Origin of the sequence: Curtobacterium subtropicum (assembly GCF_030362975.1) — a bacterium.
GTDB classification, from domain to species: domain Bacteria; phylum Actinomycetota; class Actinomycetes; order Actinomycetales; family Microbacteriaceae; genus Curtobacterium; species Curtobacterium subtropicum.
The window spans coordinates 1-15,939 of record NZ_JAUCMM010000005.1; the positions used below are offsets into that span (position 1 = coordinate 1).

Sequence of the window (15,939 nt, forward strand, 5' to 3'; positions counted from 1 at the left end):
CCGCGACCCCGGGCCGGACGGGAGGCGCGGTGCCAGCGGGCACCGCGCCTCCCGTCCGCATGGGGCTCGCGGTCACCGCCGCCGGGTCGCGTCCTCGACCTCGCCGACGAGTTCCTCGAGGATGTCCTCGAGGAACAGCACGCCGGTCGTCCGCCCCTCGGCGTCGAACGCGCGTGCCACGTGACGACCGGCGGCACGCATGGTCGCGAGGGCGTCCTCGAGGTCCATGTCCGTGTACAGCGAGATGAGCTGCCGGATCCGCTTCGGGGGCACCGGCGCGTCGAACTCGTCCGGCCGCAGGTCGATGACGTCCTTCACGTGCACGTAGCCCGTCGGGTCGCCGTCGTCGCCGACGAGCACGTACCGCGAGAAGCCGCGCTGGGCGACCGCCCGCTCGACGTCCTCGGGGGTGGCGTCCTCGGGGAGCGTGACCAGGTCGGACATCGGCACGGCGACGTCCTTGACCTTCTTCTCCGTGAACTCGAACGCCATGGCGAGCTTGCCGTCGTCGGTCAGGGTGCCCTCGCGGCGGGACTGCTCGACGATGGTCTGGACCTCTTCCACGGTGAACGCACTGACGGCCTCGTCCTTCGGCTCGACCCTGAACAACCGGAGCACGGCGTTCGCGGTCTCGTTCAGGCCGACGATCACCCAGTGCAGGGCGTGGCCTATGTACCAGAGCGTCGGGACGAGCAGCAGCGCGGCGCGGTCGGGCATCGAGAACGAGATGTTCTTGGGGACCATCTCGCCGAACACCACGTGGAGGAAGGAGACGAGCAGCAGCGTGAACACGAACGCCACGGTGCCGATCACCTCGACGCTCCAGCCGGTCAGCCCGAGCGGGACCTCGAGCAGGTGGTGGATCGCCGGCTCGGACACGTTGAGGATGAGGAGCGAGCACACCGTGATGCCGAGCTGCGTGGTCGCGAGCATCCGGGTGGCGTGCTCCATCGCGGCGAGCGTCATCTGGGCGGCCTTGGAGCCGGCCTCGGCACGCGGTTCGATCTGCGATCGGCGGGCGGAGATGACGGCGAACTCGGCGGCGACGAAGTAGGCGTTGCCGAGCAGCAGGACGACGAGCCAGAAGATGCCCCACCAGTCGGAGCTGCTCGACGCGGACTCACCGGCGGCGAGGACGACCATGCCGTCGTGCACGGACGCGGCGCTCATCGGGAGCCCTCCTTCGTGGCGGGGATGATGATCCCGGTGGCCGGGCGCAGCGCGTCGGCGGTGCTGCCGGCGGTGGTCCTGCCGGTCGCGGCGCTGCCGGTCGTGCTGCTCCCGGACGTCGGGACGGGGTCGGGGTGGTTCGGGGTCCAGCGGACGCGGTCGACCCGGCGGCCGTCCAGCCGCTCGACGCGGAAGACGCCGTCGTCGAGCGCGACCTCGTCACCGACCACGGGCAGGCGCCCGAGCGAGGACATGATGAACCCGCCGACGGTCTCGTACGGGCCGTCCTCGGGGACCGTCACGCCGGCGCGGTCCTCGAGCTCGTCGGGACGGAGCAGACCGGGGAAGGTCAGCCAGCCGCGCGAGCGCACGACGTCGATCCGCGCCCGGTCGTGCTCGTCGGACACCTCGCCGACGATCTCCTCGACGAGGTCCTCGAGCGTCACGACGCCGGCGGTGCCGCCGTACTCGTCGACGACGATCACCATCTGGTAGCCGCGGCTCCGGACCTCGGCGAGCAGGGTGTCGCCGGGCATGGTCTCCGGCACGCGCTCGGCCTCGGTCATCAGGGCGCCCACCGGCACCTCGGGGCGCTTCTCGCGCGGGACCGCGACGGCCTGCTTGACGTGCACGATGCCGACGACGTCGTCCGCGTCCTCCTCGATGACGGGGAAGCGGCTGAACCCGGTGCGGCGCGCGAGGGCGATGACGTCGTCGGCGGATTCCGAGACGCGGATGGTCGACAGGCGCGGCCGCGGGGTCATCACGTCGCTCGCGCTGAGCTCCGAGAAGGCGATGGTGCGTTGGAGCAGCGTCGCGGTGTCCTGCTCGAGCGAGCCCTCGGATGCCGAGCGGCGCAGCAGGGAGCTGAGCTCCTCGGCGCTCCGGGCACCCGACAGCTCTTCCTGGGGTTCGATGCCCATCGAGCGCAGGACGGCGTTCGCGGTGCCGTTCAGCACGGCGACGGCAGGCTTGAACACCGTCGTGAAGGCGACCTGGATCGGGACGACGAGCCTGGCGGTCTGCAGCGGCAGCGCGAGCGCGAAGTTCTTCGGGACGAGCTCGCCGAGGATCATCGAGAGCAGCGTCGCGATGACGAGCGCGACGATCGAGCCGACCGTCTCGACGATCGCCGCCGGCAGCTGCATCGCGAGGAACGGTGCTTCGAGCAGGGTCGCGATCGACGGTTCGAGCAGGTAGCCGGTCAACAGCGTCGTGAGCGTGATGCCGAGCTGCGCGCTCGACAGGTGCGTCGACGTGACCTTCAGCGCCGCGATGACCGGGGCCAGGCCGGACTCACCGCGGTCACGGCGGGCCTCGACCTCGGCGCGGTCGAGGTTCACGAGTGCGAACTCCGAGGCGACGAAGACACCGGTACCGAGGGTCAGCAGGATGCCGCCGACCAGCATGACGATGTCGAGGGGACTCATTCTCCGCCCCCTGACACAGGGGAAGCGGGGCTGCTCACCGAGTGAGCGCCGGATGAGTGGGAAGGCGAAGAGGAATTCGGAGGATCGTCCACAGTGAGGGACATCGTACCGGGTGCGCGGTGTCGGAGCCGAGAGGACGTACAGGAAGTGCGCCGCGCCTCCCGACCGGTGCGAGGTGATCGGTCGGGAGGCGCGACACGCGTCGCGCGGACCGGCCTACGCCGTGACGCGCGCGCGGTGGTACTGCTGCGGCTCGTAGTCGAGCGACACGCCGAGCTCGGCGGCGGCGCGCAGGGCGAAGGCTGGGTCACGGAGGAACTCGCGCCCGACCATCACGACGTCGGCCTGACCGGTGGCGACGACCTGCTCGGCCTGGAACGCGGTGGAGATCATGCCGACGGCGATGGTGCCGATGCCGGCGTCGCGCTTCACCCGCTCGGCGAACGGCACCTGGTAGCCCGGGCCGACCGGGATCGGCGCCTTCGCGACGTTGCCGCCGGTCGACACGTCCGCCAGGTCGGCGCCGTGCTCGGCGGCCCAGCGGGCGACCTGCACGGTGTCCTCGACGGTGAGCCCGCCGTCCACCCAGTCGGTGGCCGAGAACCGGACGACCACCGGGAAGCCCTCGCCGACCTCGGAGCGGACGGCGTCGATCGTCTCGAGCAGTGCCCTGGCGCGGTTCTCGAGCGACCCGCCGTACGAGTCCGTGCGGTGGTTGCTCAGCGGCGAGAGGAACTGGTGCAGCAGGTAGCCGTGGGCCGCGTGCAGCTCGACCAGGTCGAAGCCGGCCTCGACCGCGCGTCGGGCGGCAGCGGCGAACGCGAGCGCGACCACGCGGATGTCCTCGGTCTCGAGCGCGCGCGGCTCCGCGTAGCCGTCGAAGGCGATCGCCGACGGGGCGACCGTCGACCAGCCGCCCTCGGACTCCGGCACGCTGCCCGAGGTCTCGGACCAGGGGCGGTACGTCGAGGCCTTGCGTCCGGCGTGGGCGAGCTGGATGCCCGCGGCGGCCCCCTGCGCGTGCAGGAAGTCGACGATCGGTCGGAAGGCGTCACGCTGCTCGTCGTTCCACAGCCCGACGTCCTGCGGGCTGATCCGGCCCTCGGGCACGACTCCGGCGGCCTCGACGACGACCGCGCCCGCGCCGCCCTTGGCGAACCCGCCGAGGTGCACGAGGTGCCACTCGGTGGGGACGCCGTCCTGCTGCTCGACCGAGTACTGGCACATCGGGGAGACCCAGAGCCGGTTGCGGACGGTCAGGTCGCGGATGGTGATCGGGTCGAACAGGGCGTGCGTCACGCGGGTGCTCCTTCGGTGGTCCGTGCCGCCAGGTCCTGCAGGAAGGCCCGCAGTCCGGCCGGCGACGTGAAGTGGTGACCGACCGCCCCGATCGCGTCTGCGCCGGCGGCGTTCTCGGCCCTGTTGTCCACGAACACCATCTGCTGGGGCGTGATTCCCAGTCGCTCGCACGTCGTGCGGTAGACGGATGCGTCCGGCTTGAGGACGTGCTCCTCGGCGCTCACCACGACCGTCTCGAACATCGACCCCATCGGGGACCACCGGTACGGGTCGCCGAAGTCGCGTCCGGCATTCGAGAGCAGGGCGAGGCGTGTGCCGGCGTCGTGCAGCTCCTCGACGATCGCCAGGGTCTCGGGGTCGACCTCGAACCACCCGGTGAAGTCCACCGCCCAGAACCGGTGGACGTCGGCGACGGTCCAGCTCCGGCCGGTCCTGGCCGCGATCGAGCGCCAGTACTCGAGCACCGTGAGGTCGCCGCGGTCGAGGTCGTGCCGGAGCTCCTGGTACACCGGCAGGAGCTCGTCCGCGGGCACGCCGGTCATCGCGACGAGGGTGTCCCACGCGCCGTGCGGCGTCCGGCTGATCACCTCGCCGTAGTCGAAGACCACCACGCGACCGGGCAGGGACAGGCTCATGCGCTCCACCGTAACGTGGCGGTCGTGAACGACTCCGTCCCCTTCGCCCCGACCGACGCCGCCGCCTGGACCACCGCCCCGCACGGCGAGTCCACCAAGTACCGCCGGGGTGTCCTCGGCGTCGCGACGGGCTCCGACCGGTACCCGGGCGCCGCCGTGATGGGCGTGGACGCCGCGGTGCACACCGGCGTGGGCATGGTCCGCTACGTCGGGCCGGCGCGGGCGACCGACCACGTGCTCACCCGCCGCCCCGAGGTCGTCTCGAGCGTGGGGCGGGTGCAGGCCTGGCTCGTCGGCTCCGGCATCTCCGCCGACTCCCTCGGTGCGCTCGACCCCGCGACGGCGGACGCCTTCGGGCACGCGTCGGACGACGGCGTGCCGGTCGTGGTCGACGCCGGGGCGATCCCGCTCGTCGACCTCGGTCCGCTCGCGGTCCTGACGCCGCACGCGGGGGAGCTCGCCCCGGTGCTCGAGACCTCGCGCGAGACCGTCGAACGAGACCCGGCCTCGGCTGCGCTGCGTGCCGCGGAGCGCACCGGGAGCGTGGTGCTCCTCAAGGGGTCGGACACGCACGTGGCGACGCCGGACGGGTCGGTGCGACTCGTGGCGTCGTCGGCGACCCCGTGGCTCGCGTCGGCCGGCGCCGGGGACGTGCTCGGCGGGGTGCTCGGTGCGCTGGTCGCCACCAGGCAGGGCGCTGCGGAGGCCTCCGGCGGGTCGTTGTCGCCGTCGGACCTCGCCCACCTGGCGGCGACGGCGGCGGTGGTGCACGGGGTCGCGGCGCGACGGGCGTCGCGGGGTGGTCCGTTCACGATGACGGCGTTGATCGAGCAGCTGGGCGGCGTCGTGCGGGACCTGGTCGTCGACGGCGACGCGCGGGGGTAGGCGCTCGGTCGGTCGCGTAGGGGCGCGGGCGCCGGGCCGGGCAGGCCGGCTTGCGATACCGCGCTCGTCGATCGACGCGTACGGTGTCGCAGGATGCGTTCGCGTCCGTTGCGGGCGCACGGTCCGACGTGACGCGTGTCGTTCGACGCGTGCGGTGTCGGATACGTGACCCGCTGCCGGACGGGAGGCGCGGGGCGGGCTGGCGCCGTGCCTCCCGGCCGGTGGTGGGGCGCGTCGGGACGAGGGGTCGCCTGAACGGGCGGGGTCGCGTCCGACCGGCGCGTCAGGACGCGGGCGTCGCGTGCACCAGGAACTCGACGGCGCCGGTGTCGTCCACCTTGACGAAGCCGAGGTCGGGGGCCTGCACGCCGAAGTCCGAGAACGTGATCGGGACCGTGCCGGAGATCGCGACGCCGTCGCCGTCGAGCCCGATCTGCAGGTCCGCCCGGACCGCCTTCGTGACGCCGTGCAGCGTGAGCTCGCCGTCGGCCCGGACCTCGGTCGTGCCGGAGCCGCTCGGGACCGCGTCGGCGATGGGCTCGGTCAGGGTGAACGTCGCCTGCGGGAAGCCCGAGACGTCGAGGGCGGAGTCGCGGAAGTACGAGTCGCGCTGCGCGGAGTCGGTCGCGATGTCGGCGACCTGCACCGTCACGGTCGCCTCGGTGATCGACGTCCCCTCGACCCGCGCGGAACCGGTGACGCTGTCGGTCCGGCCCGTCACGGTGACGTCGGAGCCGTTGAGGACCTCGTGGACGCGGTACCCGGCCTCGGAGTCCCCGCCCACGGTCCAGTCGCCGGCGAGGTCGGCCGTGTCGAGCGTGGACGGAGCGCGACTCGCAGCGACGGAGGGTGCGGCCGACGCCTTCGCGTTCTCGCCCGACGTGTAGACGTTCGTGCCGACGGCGACACCGACGACGGCGAGCACCGCGACGAGCAGGACGATCCCCGCCCAGACGAGGGGCTTGCTGGTGGCGGGACGACGGCGGGGATCGGGGTTCACCCGGGAACGGTGACACGTCCTCCTCAGGGGAGCCTGTGGGTCCGCCCGCTACGCTCGCACGGTGCAGCAGCGGTTCCGGTGGGTCGAGGGCGTCTCGATCGCCGTGGTGTTCGTGGTCGTCCACGCCGTGCTGTGGTGGCTCGCCACGACCGTGCCGAACCAGCCGCTGGGCGACGTCACCATCACCTACCGGCGGTGGATCGAGGTCGGGCGGATGTACCACTCGTGGGTCGGCGTCGACACCGACTGGGTCTACCCGGTGTTCGCGCTCGTGCCGATGGCCGCGGCGGCGCTCGGTGGGACGGCCGCGATCGCGACGGGGTGGCTCGCCCTCATGGTGCTGCTCGATGCGGTCGCCTGCGCCTTCCTCTGGCGGTTCCGCGCGTTCGGCGTGCGGGTCGTCTGGTGGTGGCTCGTGTTCCTGCTCGCACTCGGCCCGATCGCGCTCGGACGGATCGACACCGTGGCCACCGCCGTCGCCCTGGTCGGGGTCGCCTTCGTCGTGACCCGTCCGGCGGTCGCATCGGCGCTCTTCACCGCTGCGGCGTGGACGAAGGTGTGGCCGGCGGCACTCGTCGGCGTCCTCGTGCTGCTGCGTCGGGGACACCGGGGTGCGGTCGTGACCGGGGCACTCGTCGTGACCGGGCTGATCGTGCTCGTCGACGTGCTCTACGGGGGAGCGCCGTACCTGCTGTCCTTCGTGGGCGAGCAGAGCGACCGGGCGCTGCAGATCGAGGCGCCGCTCGCGACGCCCTTCATGTGGGCTGCAGCGCTCGGCGTGCCCGGCGCGGCGGTGTACTACGACCGCGAGATCCTGACGTTCGAGGTGTCCGGCGCGGGCACCCACGCGGCCGCGGCCCTGTCGACGCCGCTGATGGCGCTGCTCGTGGTCGGCGGCGTGGTCCTCGCGCTGCTCGCGGTCCGGCGGGGTGCCCGACGGACCGAGGTCGCGCCGGTCCTCGCGTTGCTGTTCGTCGCGACGCTCATCGCGGTGAACAAGGTCGGGTCGCCGCAGTACGTCGGGTGGTACGCGGTCCCCGTCGTGTGGGGACTCGTCGCCGGGTACCCGAGCGCACGTCGCTTCCTGCCGGTCGCGATCGGGCTGCTGCCCCTGGCGCTGCTGACGCAGGTGATCTACCCGGGGTTCTACGACCAGCTGCTCGCGGTGCGCCCGTGGATGGTGTCCGTGCTCACGGTGCGGAACGTGCTCGAGGTCGTCGTGCTGGTGTGGGCGGTCGTCGTGCTGGTGCGGCTCGTCCGGCGGTCGTCGGGGCGTTCACCAGGGCGTGCGTCGGCCTCGTCGGGCGCGAGGTCGACGCCGGAGTCGGAGTCGTCGGTGCAGGGGGGAGTCGACCGGGGCAGGATGGACGCATGATCGTCGCGTTCTCCGTCGCACCGTCCGGTGGTCTCTCGGCATCGTCCGACGGGTCCGTGCACGACGCGGTCGCCGCGGCGGTGCGGGTCGTCCGCGAGTCCGGGCTCCCGAACCGCACCTCGTCGATGTTCACCGAGGTCGAGGGGGAGTGGGACGAGGTGATGGACGTCGTCAAGCGCGCGACCGAGGCCGTCGGTGCCCACGGCACGCGGGTGTCGCTCGTGCTCAAGGCCGACATCCGCCCCGGGCACACGGGGGAGATCGACGGGAAGCTCGAGCGGCTCGAGGCGGCACTCGGCGAGTAGTCGGTCGTCGTCAGGGGTACATGCGGCCGTTGTTGCGGTCGCGCTCGGCCTGTCGGAGGGCCTCGGCGATCTCGGGGTCACTGCCCTCGTACTGCCGCGAGCGTGAGCCCAGGTCCGTCAGGTGGTGCATCCACAGCCACAGCCCGACCGCAGCGAGCAACACGACACCGGTCACGATCCACCACCCCATGCGGCGATCCTACGCCTGCTGGGAGCTGCGGGACACGCCGAGCGCCTCCCGGTGGTGTCGGTGGTCGGGTGTCTCATGGGTTCCAACGAGCCGCCACGGTGGTTCGAGCTGACCGGGACGACGACGAGGAGCGCGTGATGATGCACGACGGCTGGTGCCCCGACTGCGACCTGCAGACGGTCGTCATCGACACCGACGAGCAGGGCGGCAACGCCTGGGCGAGCTGCACCGAGTGCGGGTCCGGGTGGGTCCACCGCGACGAGCTGCCCGAGCCCGTGGCGGCCGGGTCCGTGGACGAGGAGCGTCGCGCGGCCTGAGGCCCGCCCGTCACCGTGGCGACTCCGCGGTCGCCGGTCGGCCGTCCTCCACGGATGTCGAATCGATTCGGCCCGGCGTCTTCCGTCGGTCGTTTGGAGCGGTCTACACTGCTGGGACCGGGCCGCTGCAGGTGTGCTCGGACCGTTCGACGCCGAACACGGACCGACCCCGTCGCTGATCCCGCCGCCGTCCGACTGCTGCGCCACCGCCGTGCTCACTCCGAGAGCAGCAGGACCGCGCGGGTGCTCCCGAGACGTGACGGCCCGAACCGGGTCCTGGCGCGCGTCGGGACCACCGGCCCTCGCCCCACCAACGCTCCTCCCGATCCAGACAGGTCGCATGACGCTCACCACGCCGACGCAGCGCGCGTTCGCCCTCATCGCCCTCGCCCTCGGTGGCTTCGCCATCGGGTCCACCGAGTTCGTCGCGATGGGGTTGCTGCCGAACATCGCCGAGGCACTGCTGCCCGCGCAGTACGCCGCCGACCCCGCCGCCGGTGTCGCGCACGCCGGTTGGCTCGTCAGCGCCTACGCCCTCGGCGTGGTGGTCGGTGCGCCGACGATCGCGGCGATCTCGGCCACGTTCCCGCGCAAGGGTCTGATCCTCGTGCTGCTCGTCGGCTTCGTGCTCGCCACGGTCGCGAGCGCCGTCCTGCCGAACTTCGGGCTCGTGCTCGTCGCGCGCTTCGTCGCCGGTCTTCCCCACGGTGCCTACTTCGGCATCGCCTCCATCGTCGCCGGCGAGATCATGGGCCCGGGCAAGCGCGGCAAGGGCATCGCGATGGTGATGCTCGGCCTGTCGATCGCCAACGTGGTCGGCGTGCCCGCGATCACCTGGATCGGGCAGAACGCCGGCTGGCGCATCGCCTACGGCGTGGTCTCGCTGCTGTTCGCCCTGACCTTCCTGGCCGTCGCGGCGTTCGTCCCGCGCAGCGCCGCCGACGAGCACGCCACCATCGGACGTGAGCTCCGGGCGTTCCGGTCGCCGCAGCTCTGGATCGTGATGGGCCTCGGGGCCGTGGGCTTCGGCGGGTTCTTCGCCGTCTACTCGTACATCTCGCCGCTCGTGCAGAACGTCACCGGGCTGCCCGAGTCCGCCGTGCCGCTCGTGCTCGTGGTCGTCGGTCTCGGCATGGTCGTCGGTGGGGTGCTCGGCGGGCACCTGGCCGACCACAGCGTCAAGCGCACGATCTACATCGGGATGCTCGCGCTCATCGGGGCGCTCCTCGTGACGGTCTTCACGACGCAGTGGGTCTGGGGCGTGTTCCTCGGCGCGTTCCTGCTCGGCGCGACCTCGTCGGCGATCCCGCCGGCGGTGCAGTCGCGCCTCATGGACGTCGCCGGCGACGCCCGGACGATCGCCGCAGCCCTGAACCACTCGGCGTTCAACATCGGCAACTCGCTCGGCGCAGCCCTCGGCGGGGCGGTCATCGCCGCCGGCTTCGGGTTCCTCGCGCCGGCATGGCTCGGCATCGTCCTCGCACTGCTCGGCCTGCTCGTGACGATGGTCAGCTACGGCGTCGAGCGGCGGACGGATCGTCGCGCCGCACTCCGGTCGTCGTCGCCGTCGACCGGACCGATCACGTCGCCGGTGCCGACGGCCTGACACACCGCGGTGCTGGGGGAGGCACCGGTCGGGTCCATCGGGCTCGAGGCCCGGTCACCGTCCGGACTCCGGGCTGCGACGGTGCACCACCGTCGCTGCCCGGTCACCGTCCGGACTCCGCCCTGGACGCTGCCACCGCCGTCGCAGTCGTCCGGCATCGCCCCAGTCGAAGACCAGGAACGCCAGCAGGAGGGCGCAGACCCCGGCGAAGATGGCGGGGGTGACCCAGGTCGAGTCGATGTCGTCTGCGTTCCAGACGGTGCCCGGCTCGGCGTCGAGCAGGTCGCTGTCGCGGTAGCCGGTCCGAACGTCCCCGACGGGTGGGTCCTCCGGGTCCAGGGATCCTCCGTCGTACTCGACGTCGCCGATCGGACGGGACCCGTCGTCCGGAGTCCACGTGCCGTACCAGACGCAGGACACCTCTCCGCTCCGGTCCCGCGAACAGTCGGGCTCGGTCAGACGGAAGCTGCCCCAGTGCACCGGTTCGTCGCGCCCGGAGTAGCGCGACACCGCCACGGTGGCCGTCCCGATCACGAGCACGAGCAGGACGACGTACGCCACCAGCGCCAGGACGGTGAGCACGAGCGGACGTCGATCCCTGGAACGGCGCGCGTGCCGTCCGACCCCACGTGCCCGACGGGCTGCTGCGCGCGGGCGAGTGAGATCGGACACGAGCACATCTTGCCGTGCCGACGCAGGCGCGTGCGCCGACGCTCCGCCGGGGCCCGCCGAGCGGTGTCACCGGCTCCATGGCGGTCGGTGACACCGGGAAAGCGACAGGCTCCCGCGTACTGTTCGCGGGAGCCTGTCGCTTTCGCGGCGCAGACCGGTCGACCTGCACCTGTGCCTGTGCGGTCAGAGCCCGACCGGGCTGCCGTCCTGCACGATGATGCCGTCGGTGATCGCGCGCTTCCGCAGCGCGACCTTCGTGCCGACGTCGAAGCCAGCCACGCGGTACTTCTCGCGGATCCGCTTGAGGTAGCTCTTCGCGGTCTCCTCGGAGATGCCGAGCTGGTAGGCGACGCTCTTCACCGGTTCGCCACCGCCGTAGAGCGCCATCACGCGGCGCTCCTGCGCGCTGAGCTTCGGCACGCCGCCGACGTCGCCGCTGTTGATGGCCAGGTCGAGCTCGGCGGAGACGTACTGCTCACCGCGCTGCGCCGCACGGATCGCCTCGACGATCATGTTCGCGTCCTCGCTCTTCACGAGGTAACCGAGGGCACCGGAAGCGAGGGCCTCGCGGACGACGTTCGGCTCCGAGTAGGTGCTCATCACGACGGTCTTCACGCCGGCGGTCTTGAGCGTCGAGATCTTCAGCGAGACCGGGATGGAGTCCTTGAGGTCCAGGTCGAGCAGCACGACGTCGACCGGGAACGCCGGGCTCGTGAGGAGCTCCGGCCAGGTCGTGACGGCGGCGACGAGCGTGATGTCGTCGGCGGCGCTGCGGATCCACTCCGTCAGCGCGCCGAGGAGCATCCGGTGGTCGTCGACCAGTGCGAGTCGGATCGGTTCCTCTGGAGTCGCCATCAGGCGTCCTTTCTCGAAGGCGGTGCACGCCGATCCTAGGTGTCGGGACCGTCCGGGCTGGGGAGGTGGGCCGGGTGTCCGGCGGTTCGCGCGCGACTACATCGACGGGTGTCGGTCGACGACGCAGTGCGAGACGACGCGGAGCACGCCGTCGCGGAACGTCTCGGTGTACGGGCCGATGCGCTGGAGGGCGCTCCAGGTGGTCGGGCCGAGTCGACGTCGGGGGACCCCGCGGGACTCGAACACAATCGGCACGTCCATGCGCTCGTCGGAGACGGGGTGTCCGTCGGAGCCGATCGGGCCGAGCGTCACCGAGACGACGGGGACACCGGGCTGCGCCGGGCGGCCGTCGCCCACCATCTGCCAGAGGGCCTGCAGCAGGCCGTCCCGCTGGGCGGGGCTGAGGTGTCCGGCGAGGGACTGCGGGTCGGCGACGCTCACCGAGCGACCGAGGTGGTCCGACTCCGTGATCGCGTGGTACAGCCAGGTCTCGCGGCGCCCCTCGATGAGGTGCAGGCGGAGCTCCGTCGCGAGCGAGGCGGCGACCGACGCCGAGGCGTCCGAGAGCGGCAGCGGGTCCGAGCCGTTCGCGACGGCGTCGAGGAGCTTCTCGGCAGCGAGGTCGAGCCGAGCGAGTTCGTCCGAGGCGAGCATGCCGACGGCGAACTGGGGCGCCTGGACGTTGCTCTGCACGAGCACCCGGTCGAGCTCGCGCTGGACGAGCTGGCGGAAGCGGTGCACCACGAACAGGGCGATCGACGGCGGGACCACGACCAGCGCCAGCAGCGAGACGATGCCCGGCAGGGTCGCCGGGGTGATCGGCGTCGACACGAGCGCCATGACGGCGAAGCCGAGGCCGAGCACCGTGATGGCGGCGGCGACCTCGCGGGCGGGGCGCAGTGTGGCCACCGGGAGCAGGGCGAACCCGGCGGCGACCGAGGCGCTGGCGGTGTGTGCGATGTCCTGGTCCGGGAGGATCCCGACGAAGTCGAGCGTCACGACACACGCCAGCACCGCGCAGATCAGGGCGAACGCGGTCCCCGTGAGACGCTCGCCGTAGGTCATCAGGCTCAGCCCGACACCGATGGCGGCGACGAGGTAGAGCGCCCAGGCGGCTGCGGGCAGCCACGGGTCCGAGTAGTCGGGCAGCCGGACGAGGAAGAAGACGATGCCCGCGACGGCCTCGATCGCGGTGAGGACCGCGGCACCGAGGCCGAGGTACCCGGCGCCGAGCGACGCGCCGGGCTTGGCCGCCTGGCGGAGCGATCGGGCACCGGTCGAGGTGGAGGGGAGTCCGCGTGCCTGCCGTCGTTCGCTGCCCCGGTAGCGCTCGCGGGCCTCCCGTCGGGTGCGGGGCGCGGGTTGCACGGTCTCGCCGGGCAGCCCGCGACTGATGGTGTCCTCGGGAAAGCGGGTCATCGCGGGGCCTCCAGGACGACGGTGGTGCCGGAGCCGGGAGCGGAGAACAGCTTGGCGTCGCCGCCGACCTCGCGGAGGCGGTTGACGACGCTCTCCTTGAAGCCGAGGCGTTCGGCGCTCACCGCCTCGAGGTCGAACCCGACGCCCGCGTCGGTCACCATCGCACGGACGGTCTCCTGGTCGTGGACGATCGTGACGTGGGCCTCGCCGACCCCGGCGTGGCGGCGGACGTTCTCGAGGCACTCGCCGAGCGCGAGCAGGAACGCGTCGAGGACGTTCGACGGCAGCAGGACCTGCCCGGTGCCGTGCCAGCTGACCTCGAGCCCCATCCGGCCGAAGCGCTGCTTCACCGACTCGAGCGTCTGGCCGAGCGGGGACTCCTCGACGCGGGTGAGCGAGTAGTCGCCGGACTGCTGCGGCTGCGGGGTGGCCCCGAGCCGGAGGTGGCGGAGGAGCCGGGCGTCCTCGGCGGCCTGCTCGCGCATGGCCTGTTCGGACACGCCGACCCCGGAGTGCGCCAACAGGGTCAGGGTCGCGAGCACCGTGTCGTGCAGCAGGCGGGCGCCCTGGCGGCGCTGCGCCTCGGTCTCGCTGGCCTGCCGTTCCGCGCGGTGGGCGGTGCCGATGCTCTGGATGCGGCGGGCCACGCGTGGGATGCTCCGCGCGATCCACACCGCCACGACGGCGACGAGCACCCAGCCGAGGACGACCCCGGCAGTCGGCCCCGAGAGCGGACCGCCGGAGGCCCACACGACGACGCCGACGGCCAGCACACCCGCGACGATCGTCATCGCGAGGCCGACCGGGGCGCCGCGCTGCGCCATGAGCGGGGCGGACAATGATCCGGCCGCCAGCGGGACCACGGCGCTGGCGACGACCGCGCGGACCTCGGGGTCGGTGCCGAACAGCAGCAGCGCCAGGGCGCCGAGGCCGGACGCGAGTGCGAGTGCCGTCCACCACGTCGACCCGTTCGTCCCGAAGACGAGCAGCGCGGCGATGAGCACGGCGATGCAGGCGAGTGCGCCGAGCAGCGGGACGAGCGGGACCGCGAGCGACGCGACGATGCCGACGACCGAGACCAGTGCGCAGGTGACGCCGACGACACGGGTCGTCGACCGCAGCAAGCGGTCGCGTTCCTGTGCGATGAAGTCCATCGGTGTCCTGGTGGTGACGTCGGTTCGGTCGGGTCCGGTGGTTCGCCGGACCCTGTGGGCGGGATACCCGTCGCCATCATTCCACGCAGGCCACCCGTAGGGGGGTGTTCGGCGCGCCCGTGTGGACAGATCGGTCCGCCGGGCGCCTCGGCGGCGGGCACGCAACCGGGCGGCGGCGGCACGTACGCGCCCGCGGGGCAGGCACGCACCCTGGGGCCCCCGCACCCGGGCGGCCCGCACGCACCCGCACGGCCCGCACGCACCCGGGCGGCCCGCACACACCCGCACGGCACGCTCGCGCCCGGGCGGCGGCGCTGCGGACGCGTCCGATCAGTCGAGCAGCCGACGCAGGTGCGCCCCGACCGCCTCGTGCTCGATGAGGAAGCCGTCGTGCCCGAACTCGCTGTCGAGCACCGCCGCGCGGTCGCCGTCCAGCGTGTCGGGGATCCCCGCCGCGATCCGGTGCTGGTCCTCGAGCGGGAACAGCCGGTCGCTCGACACCCCGACGACGAGCGTCCGGGCGGTCACCGACGCCAGTGCTGCCGACACGCCCCCGCGCCCGGCTCCGACGTCGTGGGAGTCCATCGCGTGCGTCAGTGCCACGTACGACGAGGCGTCGAACCGCCGCGTGAACCGGTTGCCGTGGAAGTCGAGGTAGCTCTCCACCGAGAACCGGCCGTCGTCGCCGAGCGGGGAGACGTCGCTCTGCCACGACCGCGCGAACCGGCCGTTGAGCTCGTCGGGCGCCCGGTAGGTCATGAGCGCCATCCGCCGGGCGAGCGACAGCCCGCGGTGCGGTCCCTCGCCGGCATCGGCCTCGTAGTAGTCGCCGCCGTTGTAGGCGGGGTCGGTCTGGATCGCGGCGCGCTGCAGCGAGTTCGCCGCGATCTGGTCGGCCGTCGTCTGCGCGGTCGACGCCAGGACGGCGAGCCGGGCGACCCGGGACGGGTGTGCCACGGCGAACTCGAGCGCGTGCATGCCGCCCATCGATCCGCCGACGACGGCGGCGAAGACGTCGATGCCGAGCACGTCGGCGAGCTGGGCCTGCACGGCGACCTGGTCGCGCACGGTCACGAACGGGAAGCGCGAGCCCCACTCGACGCCGTCGGGCGCGACCGACGAGGGACCGGTCGTGCCCTGGCACCCGCCGAGCATGTTGGGTGCGACGACGAACCACCGGTCGGTGTCGATCGCCAGACCGGGTCCCACGACGTCACCCCACCAGCCCGCCGTGCGGTGTCCCGGCCCCGCGGGACCGGCGACGTGCGAGTCGCCGGTCATCGCGTGCAGCAGCAGCACCGCGTTGTCCCGCGCGCCGTTCAGCTCCCCCGACGTCTCGTAGGCCACGCGCACCGACGGGATGCGGCCGCCGCGCACCCACTGCTCGCCGAGCGCGGCGAACTGCCGGGCACCGGGGTGGTCGCCGGGGCGCCAGGCGCCGGTCACCGGCGGCTTGCCGAGCGTGCCGAGCTCGGTCCCGGGCACGAGGGTGGACGGGACCGAGTCCTCGGGGATCGTCTGCCAGTCCATCGTGTCCAGTCTGCCGGGAGGCGCGCCCCGCCCGCGCCGTGTTACGTCACCTCCGGCGCGTGGCCGGCCCGTCCCGCTCCCCACCACGCAACGTCGG

General features: G+C 72.7%; 16 protein-coding genes. 5 read left to right on the forward strand and 11 right to left on the reverse strand.

Annotated elements, in window-relative coordinates; translation table 11 throughout:
• Positions 1–72: 72 nt before the first annotated feature.
• From QUG98_RS08745 to QUG98_RS08760, 4 genes are all read right to left on the reverse strand, one after another.
• Entirely contained in the window at positions 73–1,143 is a 1,071-nt protein-coding gene (locus QUG98_RS08745) for a hemolysin family protein (RefSeq protein WP_289470322.1), read from the reverse strand.
• A 23-nt stretch (positions 1,144–1,166) separates the two neighbouring features.
• Positions 1,167–2,600, reverse strand: coding sequence for a hemolysin family protein (locus tag QUG98_RS08750; RefSeq protein WP_289470175.1), 1,434 nt, complete (start codon positions 2,598–2,600; stop codon positions 1,167–1,169).
• Between the two features lie 216 nt (positions 2,601–2,816).
• Complete coding sequence (locus tag QUG98_RS08755) at positions 2,817–3,899, reverse strand: NADH:flavin oxidoreductase/NADH oxidase (RefSeq protein ID WP_289470176.1); 1,083 nt, start codon at positions 3,897–3,899, stop codon at positions 2,817–2,819.
• Entirely contained in the window at positions 3,896–4,534 is a 639-nt protein-coding gene (locus QUG98_RS08760; protein WP_289470177.1) for an HAD family hydrolase, read from the reverse strand. Before QUG98_RS08760 ends, QUG98_RS08755 begins: the two co-directional genes overlap by 4 nt.
• 24 nt (positions 4,535–4,558) lie before the next feature.
• On the opposite strand from QUG98_RS08760, the gene QUG98_RS08765 reads away from it, so the two are divergent.
• The gene (locus QUG98_RS08765) at positions 4,559–5,419 is read left to right on the forward strand and encodes an ADP-dependent NAD(P)H-hydrate dehydratase (RefSeq protein ID WP_289470178.1); all 861 of its coding nucleotides are present in this window, start codon (positions 4,559–4,561) and stop codon (positions 5,417–5,419) included.
• Positions 5,420–5,702: 283 nt separating this feature from the next.
• Here the strand turns inward: QUG98_RS08765 and QUG98_RS08770 are convergent, their stop codons facing one another.
• On the reverse strand, positions 5,703–6,419 hold the full coding sequence (locus QUG98_RS08770; RefSeq protein WP_289470179.1) for a YceI family protein: 717 nt from the start codon (positions 6,417–6,419) through the stop codon (positions 5,703–5,705).
• A 61-nt stretch (positions 6,420–6,480) separates the two neighbouring features.
• Here QUG98_RS08770 and QUG98_RS08775 point away from each other — a divergent pair, with 61 nt between their 5' ends.
• Both QUG98_RS08775 and QUG98_RS08780 read left to right on the forward strand, forming a co-directional pair.
• The gene (locus QUG98_RS08775; RefSeq protein WP_289470180.1) at positions 6,481–7,794 is read left to right on the forward strand and encodes a hypothetical protein; all 1,314 of its coding nucleotides are present in this window, start codon (positions 6,481–6,483) and stop codon (positions 7,792–7,794) included.
• The gene (locus QUG98_RS08780; protein ID WP_289470181.1) at positions 7,791–8,099 is read left to right on the forward strand and encodes a thiamine-binding protein; all 309 of its coding nucleotides are present in this window, start codon (positions 7,791–7,793) and stop codon (positions 8,097–8,099) included. The genes QUG98_RS08775 and QUG98_RS08780 overlap by 4 nt, the downstream gene beginning before the upstream one ends.
• 10 nt (positions 8,100–8,109) lie before the next feature.
• Here the strand turns inward: QUG98_RS08780 and QUG98_RS08785 are convergent, their stop codons facing one another.
• On the reverse strand, positions 8,110–8,289 hold the full coding sequence (locus QUG98_RS08785) for a hypothetical protein (RefSeq protein WP_289470182.1): 180 nt from the start codon (positions 8,287–8,289) through the stop codon (positions 8,110–8,112).
• A 98-nt stretch (positions 8,290–8,387) separates the two neighbouring features.
• Here QUG98_RS08785 and QUG98_RS08790 point away from each other — a divergent pair, with 98 nt between their 5' ends.
• Both QUG98_RS08790 and QUG98_RS08795 read left to right on the forward strand, forming a co-directional pair.
• Positions 8,388–8,606 carry a hypothetical protein gene (locus tag QUG98_RS08790; RefSeq protein WP_289470183.1) on the forward strand — a complete coding sequence of 73 codons (219 nt, stop codon included), beginning with the start codon at positions 8,388–8,390 and terminating at the stop codon, positions 8,604–8,606.
• A 340-nt stretch (positions 8,607–8,946) separates the two neighbouring features.
• A complete protein-coding gene (locus QUG98_RS08795; protein WP_289470184.1) occupies positions 8,947–10,212 on the forward strand; it encodes an MFS transporter in 1,266 nt (421 codons plus the stop codon).
• A 54-nt stretch (positions 10,213–10,266) separates the two neighbouring features.
• Here the strand turns inward: QUG98_RS08795 and QUG98_RS08800 are convergent, their stop codons facing one another.
• The 5 genes from QUG98_RS08800 to metX all read right to left on the reverse strand — a co-directional run bounded on the left by QUG98_RS08800 (position 10,267) and on the right by metX (position 15,842).
• Positions 10,267–10,794, reverse strand: coding sequence for a hypothetical protein (locus QUG98_RS08800; protein WP_289470185.1), 528 nt, complete (start codon positions 10,792–10,794; stop codon positions 10,267–10,269).
• Positions 10,795–11,067: 273 nt separating this feature from the next.
• Positions 11,068–11,739 carry a response regulator gene (locus tag QUG98_RS08805; protein WP_137767531.1) on the reverse strand — a complete coding sequence of 224 codons (672 nt, stop codon included), beginning with the start codon at positions 11,737–11,739 and terminating at the stop codon, positions 11,068–11,070.
• Positions 11,740–11,835: 96 nt separating this feature from the next.
• Entirely contained in the window at positions 11,836–13,158 is a 1,323-nt protein-coding gene (locus QUG98_RS08810) for a hypothetical protein (protein WP_289470186.1), read from the reverse strand.
• Positions 13,155–14,312, reverse strand: coding sequence for a sensor histidine kinase (locus QUG98_RS08815; RefSeq protein WP_289470187.1), 1,158 nt, complete (start codon positions 14,310–14,312; stop codon positions 13,155–13,157). The genes QUG98_RS08810 and QUG98_RS08815 overlap by 4 nt, the downstream gene beginning before the upstream one ends.
• A gap of 330 nt (positions 14,313–14,642) precedes the next feature.
• Entirely contained in the window at positions 14,643–15,842 is a 1,200-nt protein-coding gene (gene metX / locus QUG98_RS08820; RefSeq protein ID WP_289470188.1) for a homoserine O-acetyltransferase MetX, read from the reverse strand.
• Positions 15,843–15,939: the final 97 nt, after the last annotated feature.

What these genes read in the sequence shown, in the direction of transcription:
- QUG98_RS08750 (WP_289470175.1), bottom strand. Translation starts at nt 2,600, where the DNA reads ATGAGTCCCCTCGACATCGTCATGCTGGTCGGCGGCATCCTGCTGACC.
- QUG98_RS08795 (WP_289470184.1), top strand. Translation starts at nt 8,947, where the DNA reads ATGACGCTCACCACGCCGACGCAGCGCGCGTTCGCCCTCATCGCCCTC.
- QUG98_RS08815 (WP_289470187.1), bottom strand. Translation starts at nt 14,312, where the DNA reads ATGGACTTCATCGCACAGGAACGCGACCGCTTGCTGCGGTCGACGACC.
- QUG98_RS08745 (WP_289470322.1), bottom strand. Translation starts at nt 1,143, where the DNA reads ATGGTCGTCCTCGCCGCCGGTGAGTCCGCGTCGAGCAGCTCCGACTGG.
- QUG98_RS08785 (WP_289470182.1), bottom strand. Translation starts at nt 8,289, where the DNA reads ATGGGGTGGTGGATCGTGACCGGTGTCGTGTTGCTCGCTGCGGTCGGG.
- QUG98_RS08780 (WP_289470181.1), top strand. Translation starts at nt 7,791, where the DNA reads ATGATCGTCGCGTTCTCCGTCGCACCGTCCGGTGGTCTCTCGGCATCG.
- QUG98_RS08805 (WP_137767531.1), bottom strand. Translation starts at nt 11,739, where the DNA reads ATGGCGACTCCAGAGGAACCGATCCGACTCGCACTGGTCGACGACCAC.
- metX (WP_289470188.1), bottom strand. Translation starts at nt 15,842, where the DNA reads ATGGACTGGCAGACGATCCCCGAGGACTCGGTCCCGTCCACCCTCGTG.
- QUG98_RS08760 (WP_289470177.1), bottom strand. Translation starts at nt 4,534, where the DNA reads ATGAGCCTGTCCCTGCCCGGTCGCGTGGTGGTCTTCGACTACGGCGAG.
- QUG98_RS08810 (WP_289470186.1), bottom strand. Translation starts at nt 13,158, where the DNA reads ATGACCCGCTTTCCCGAGGACACCATCAGTCGCGGGCTGCCCGGCGAG.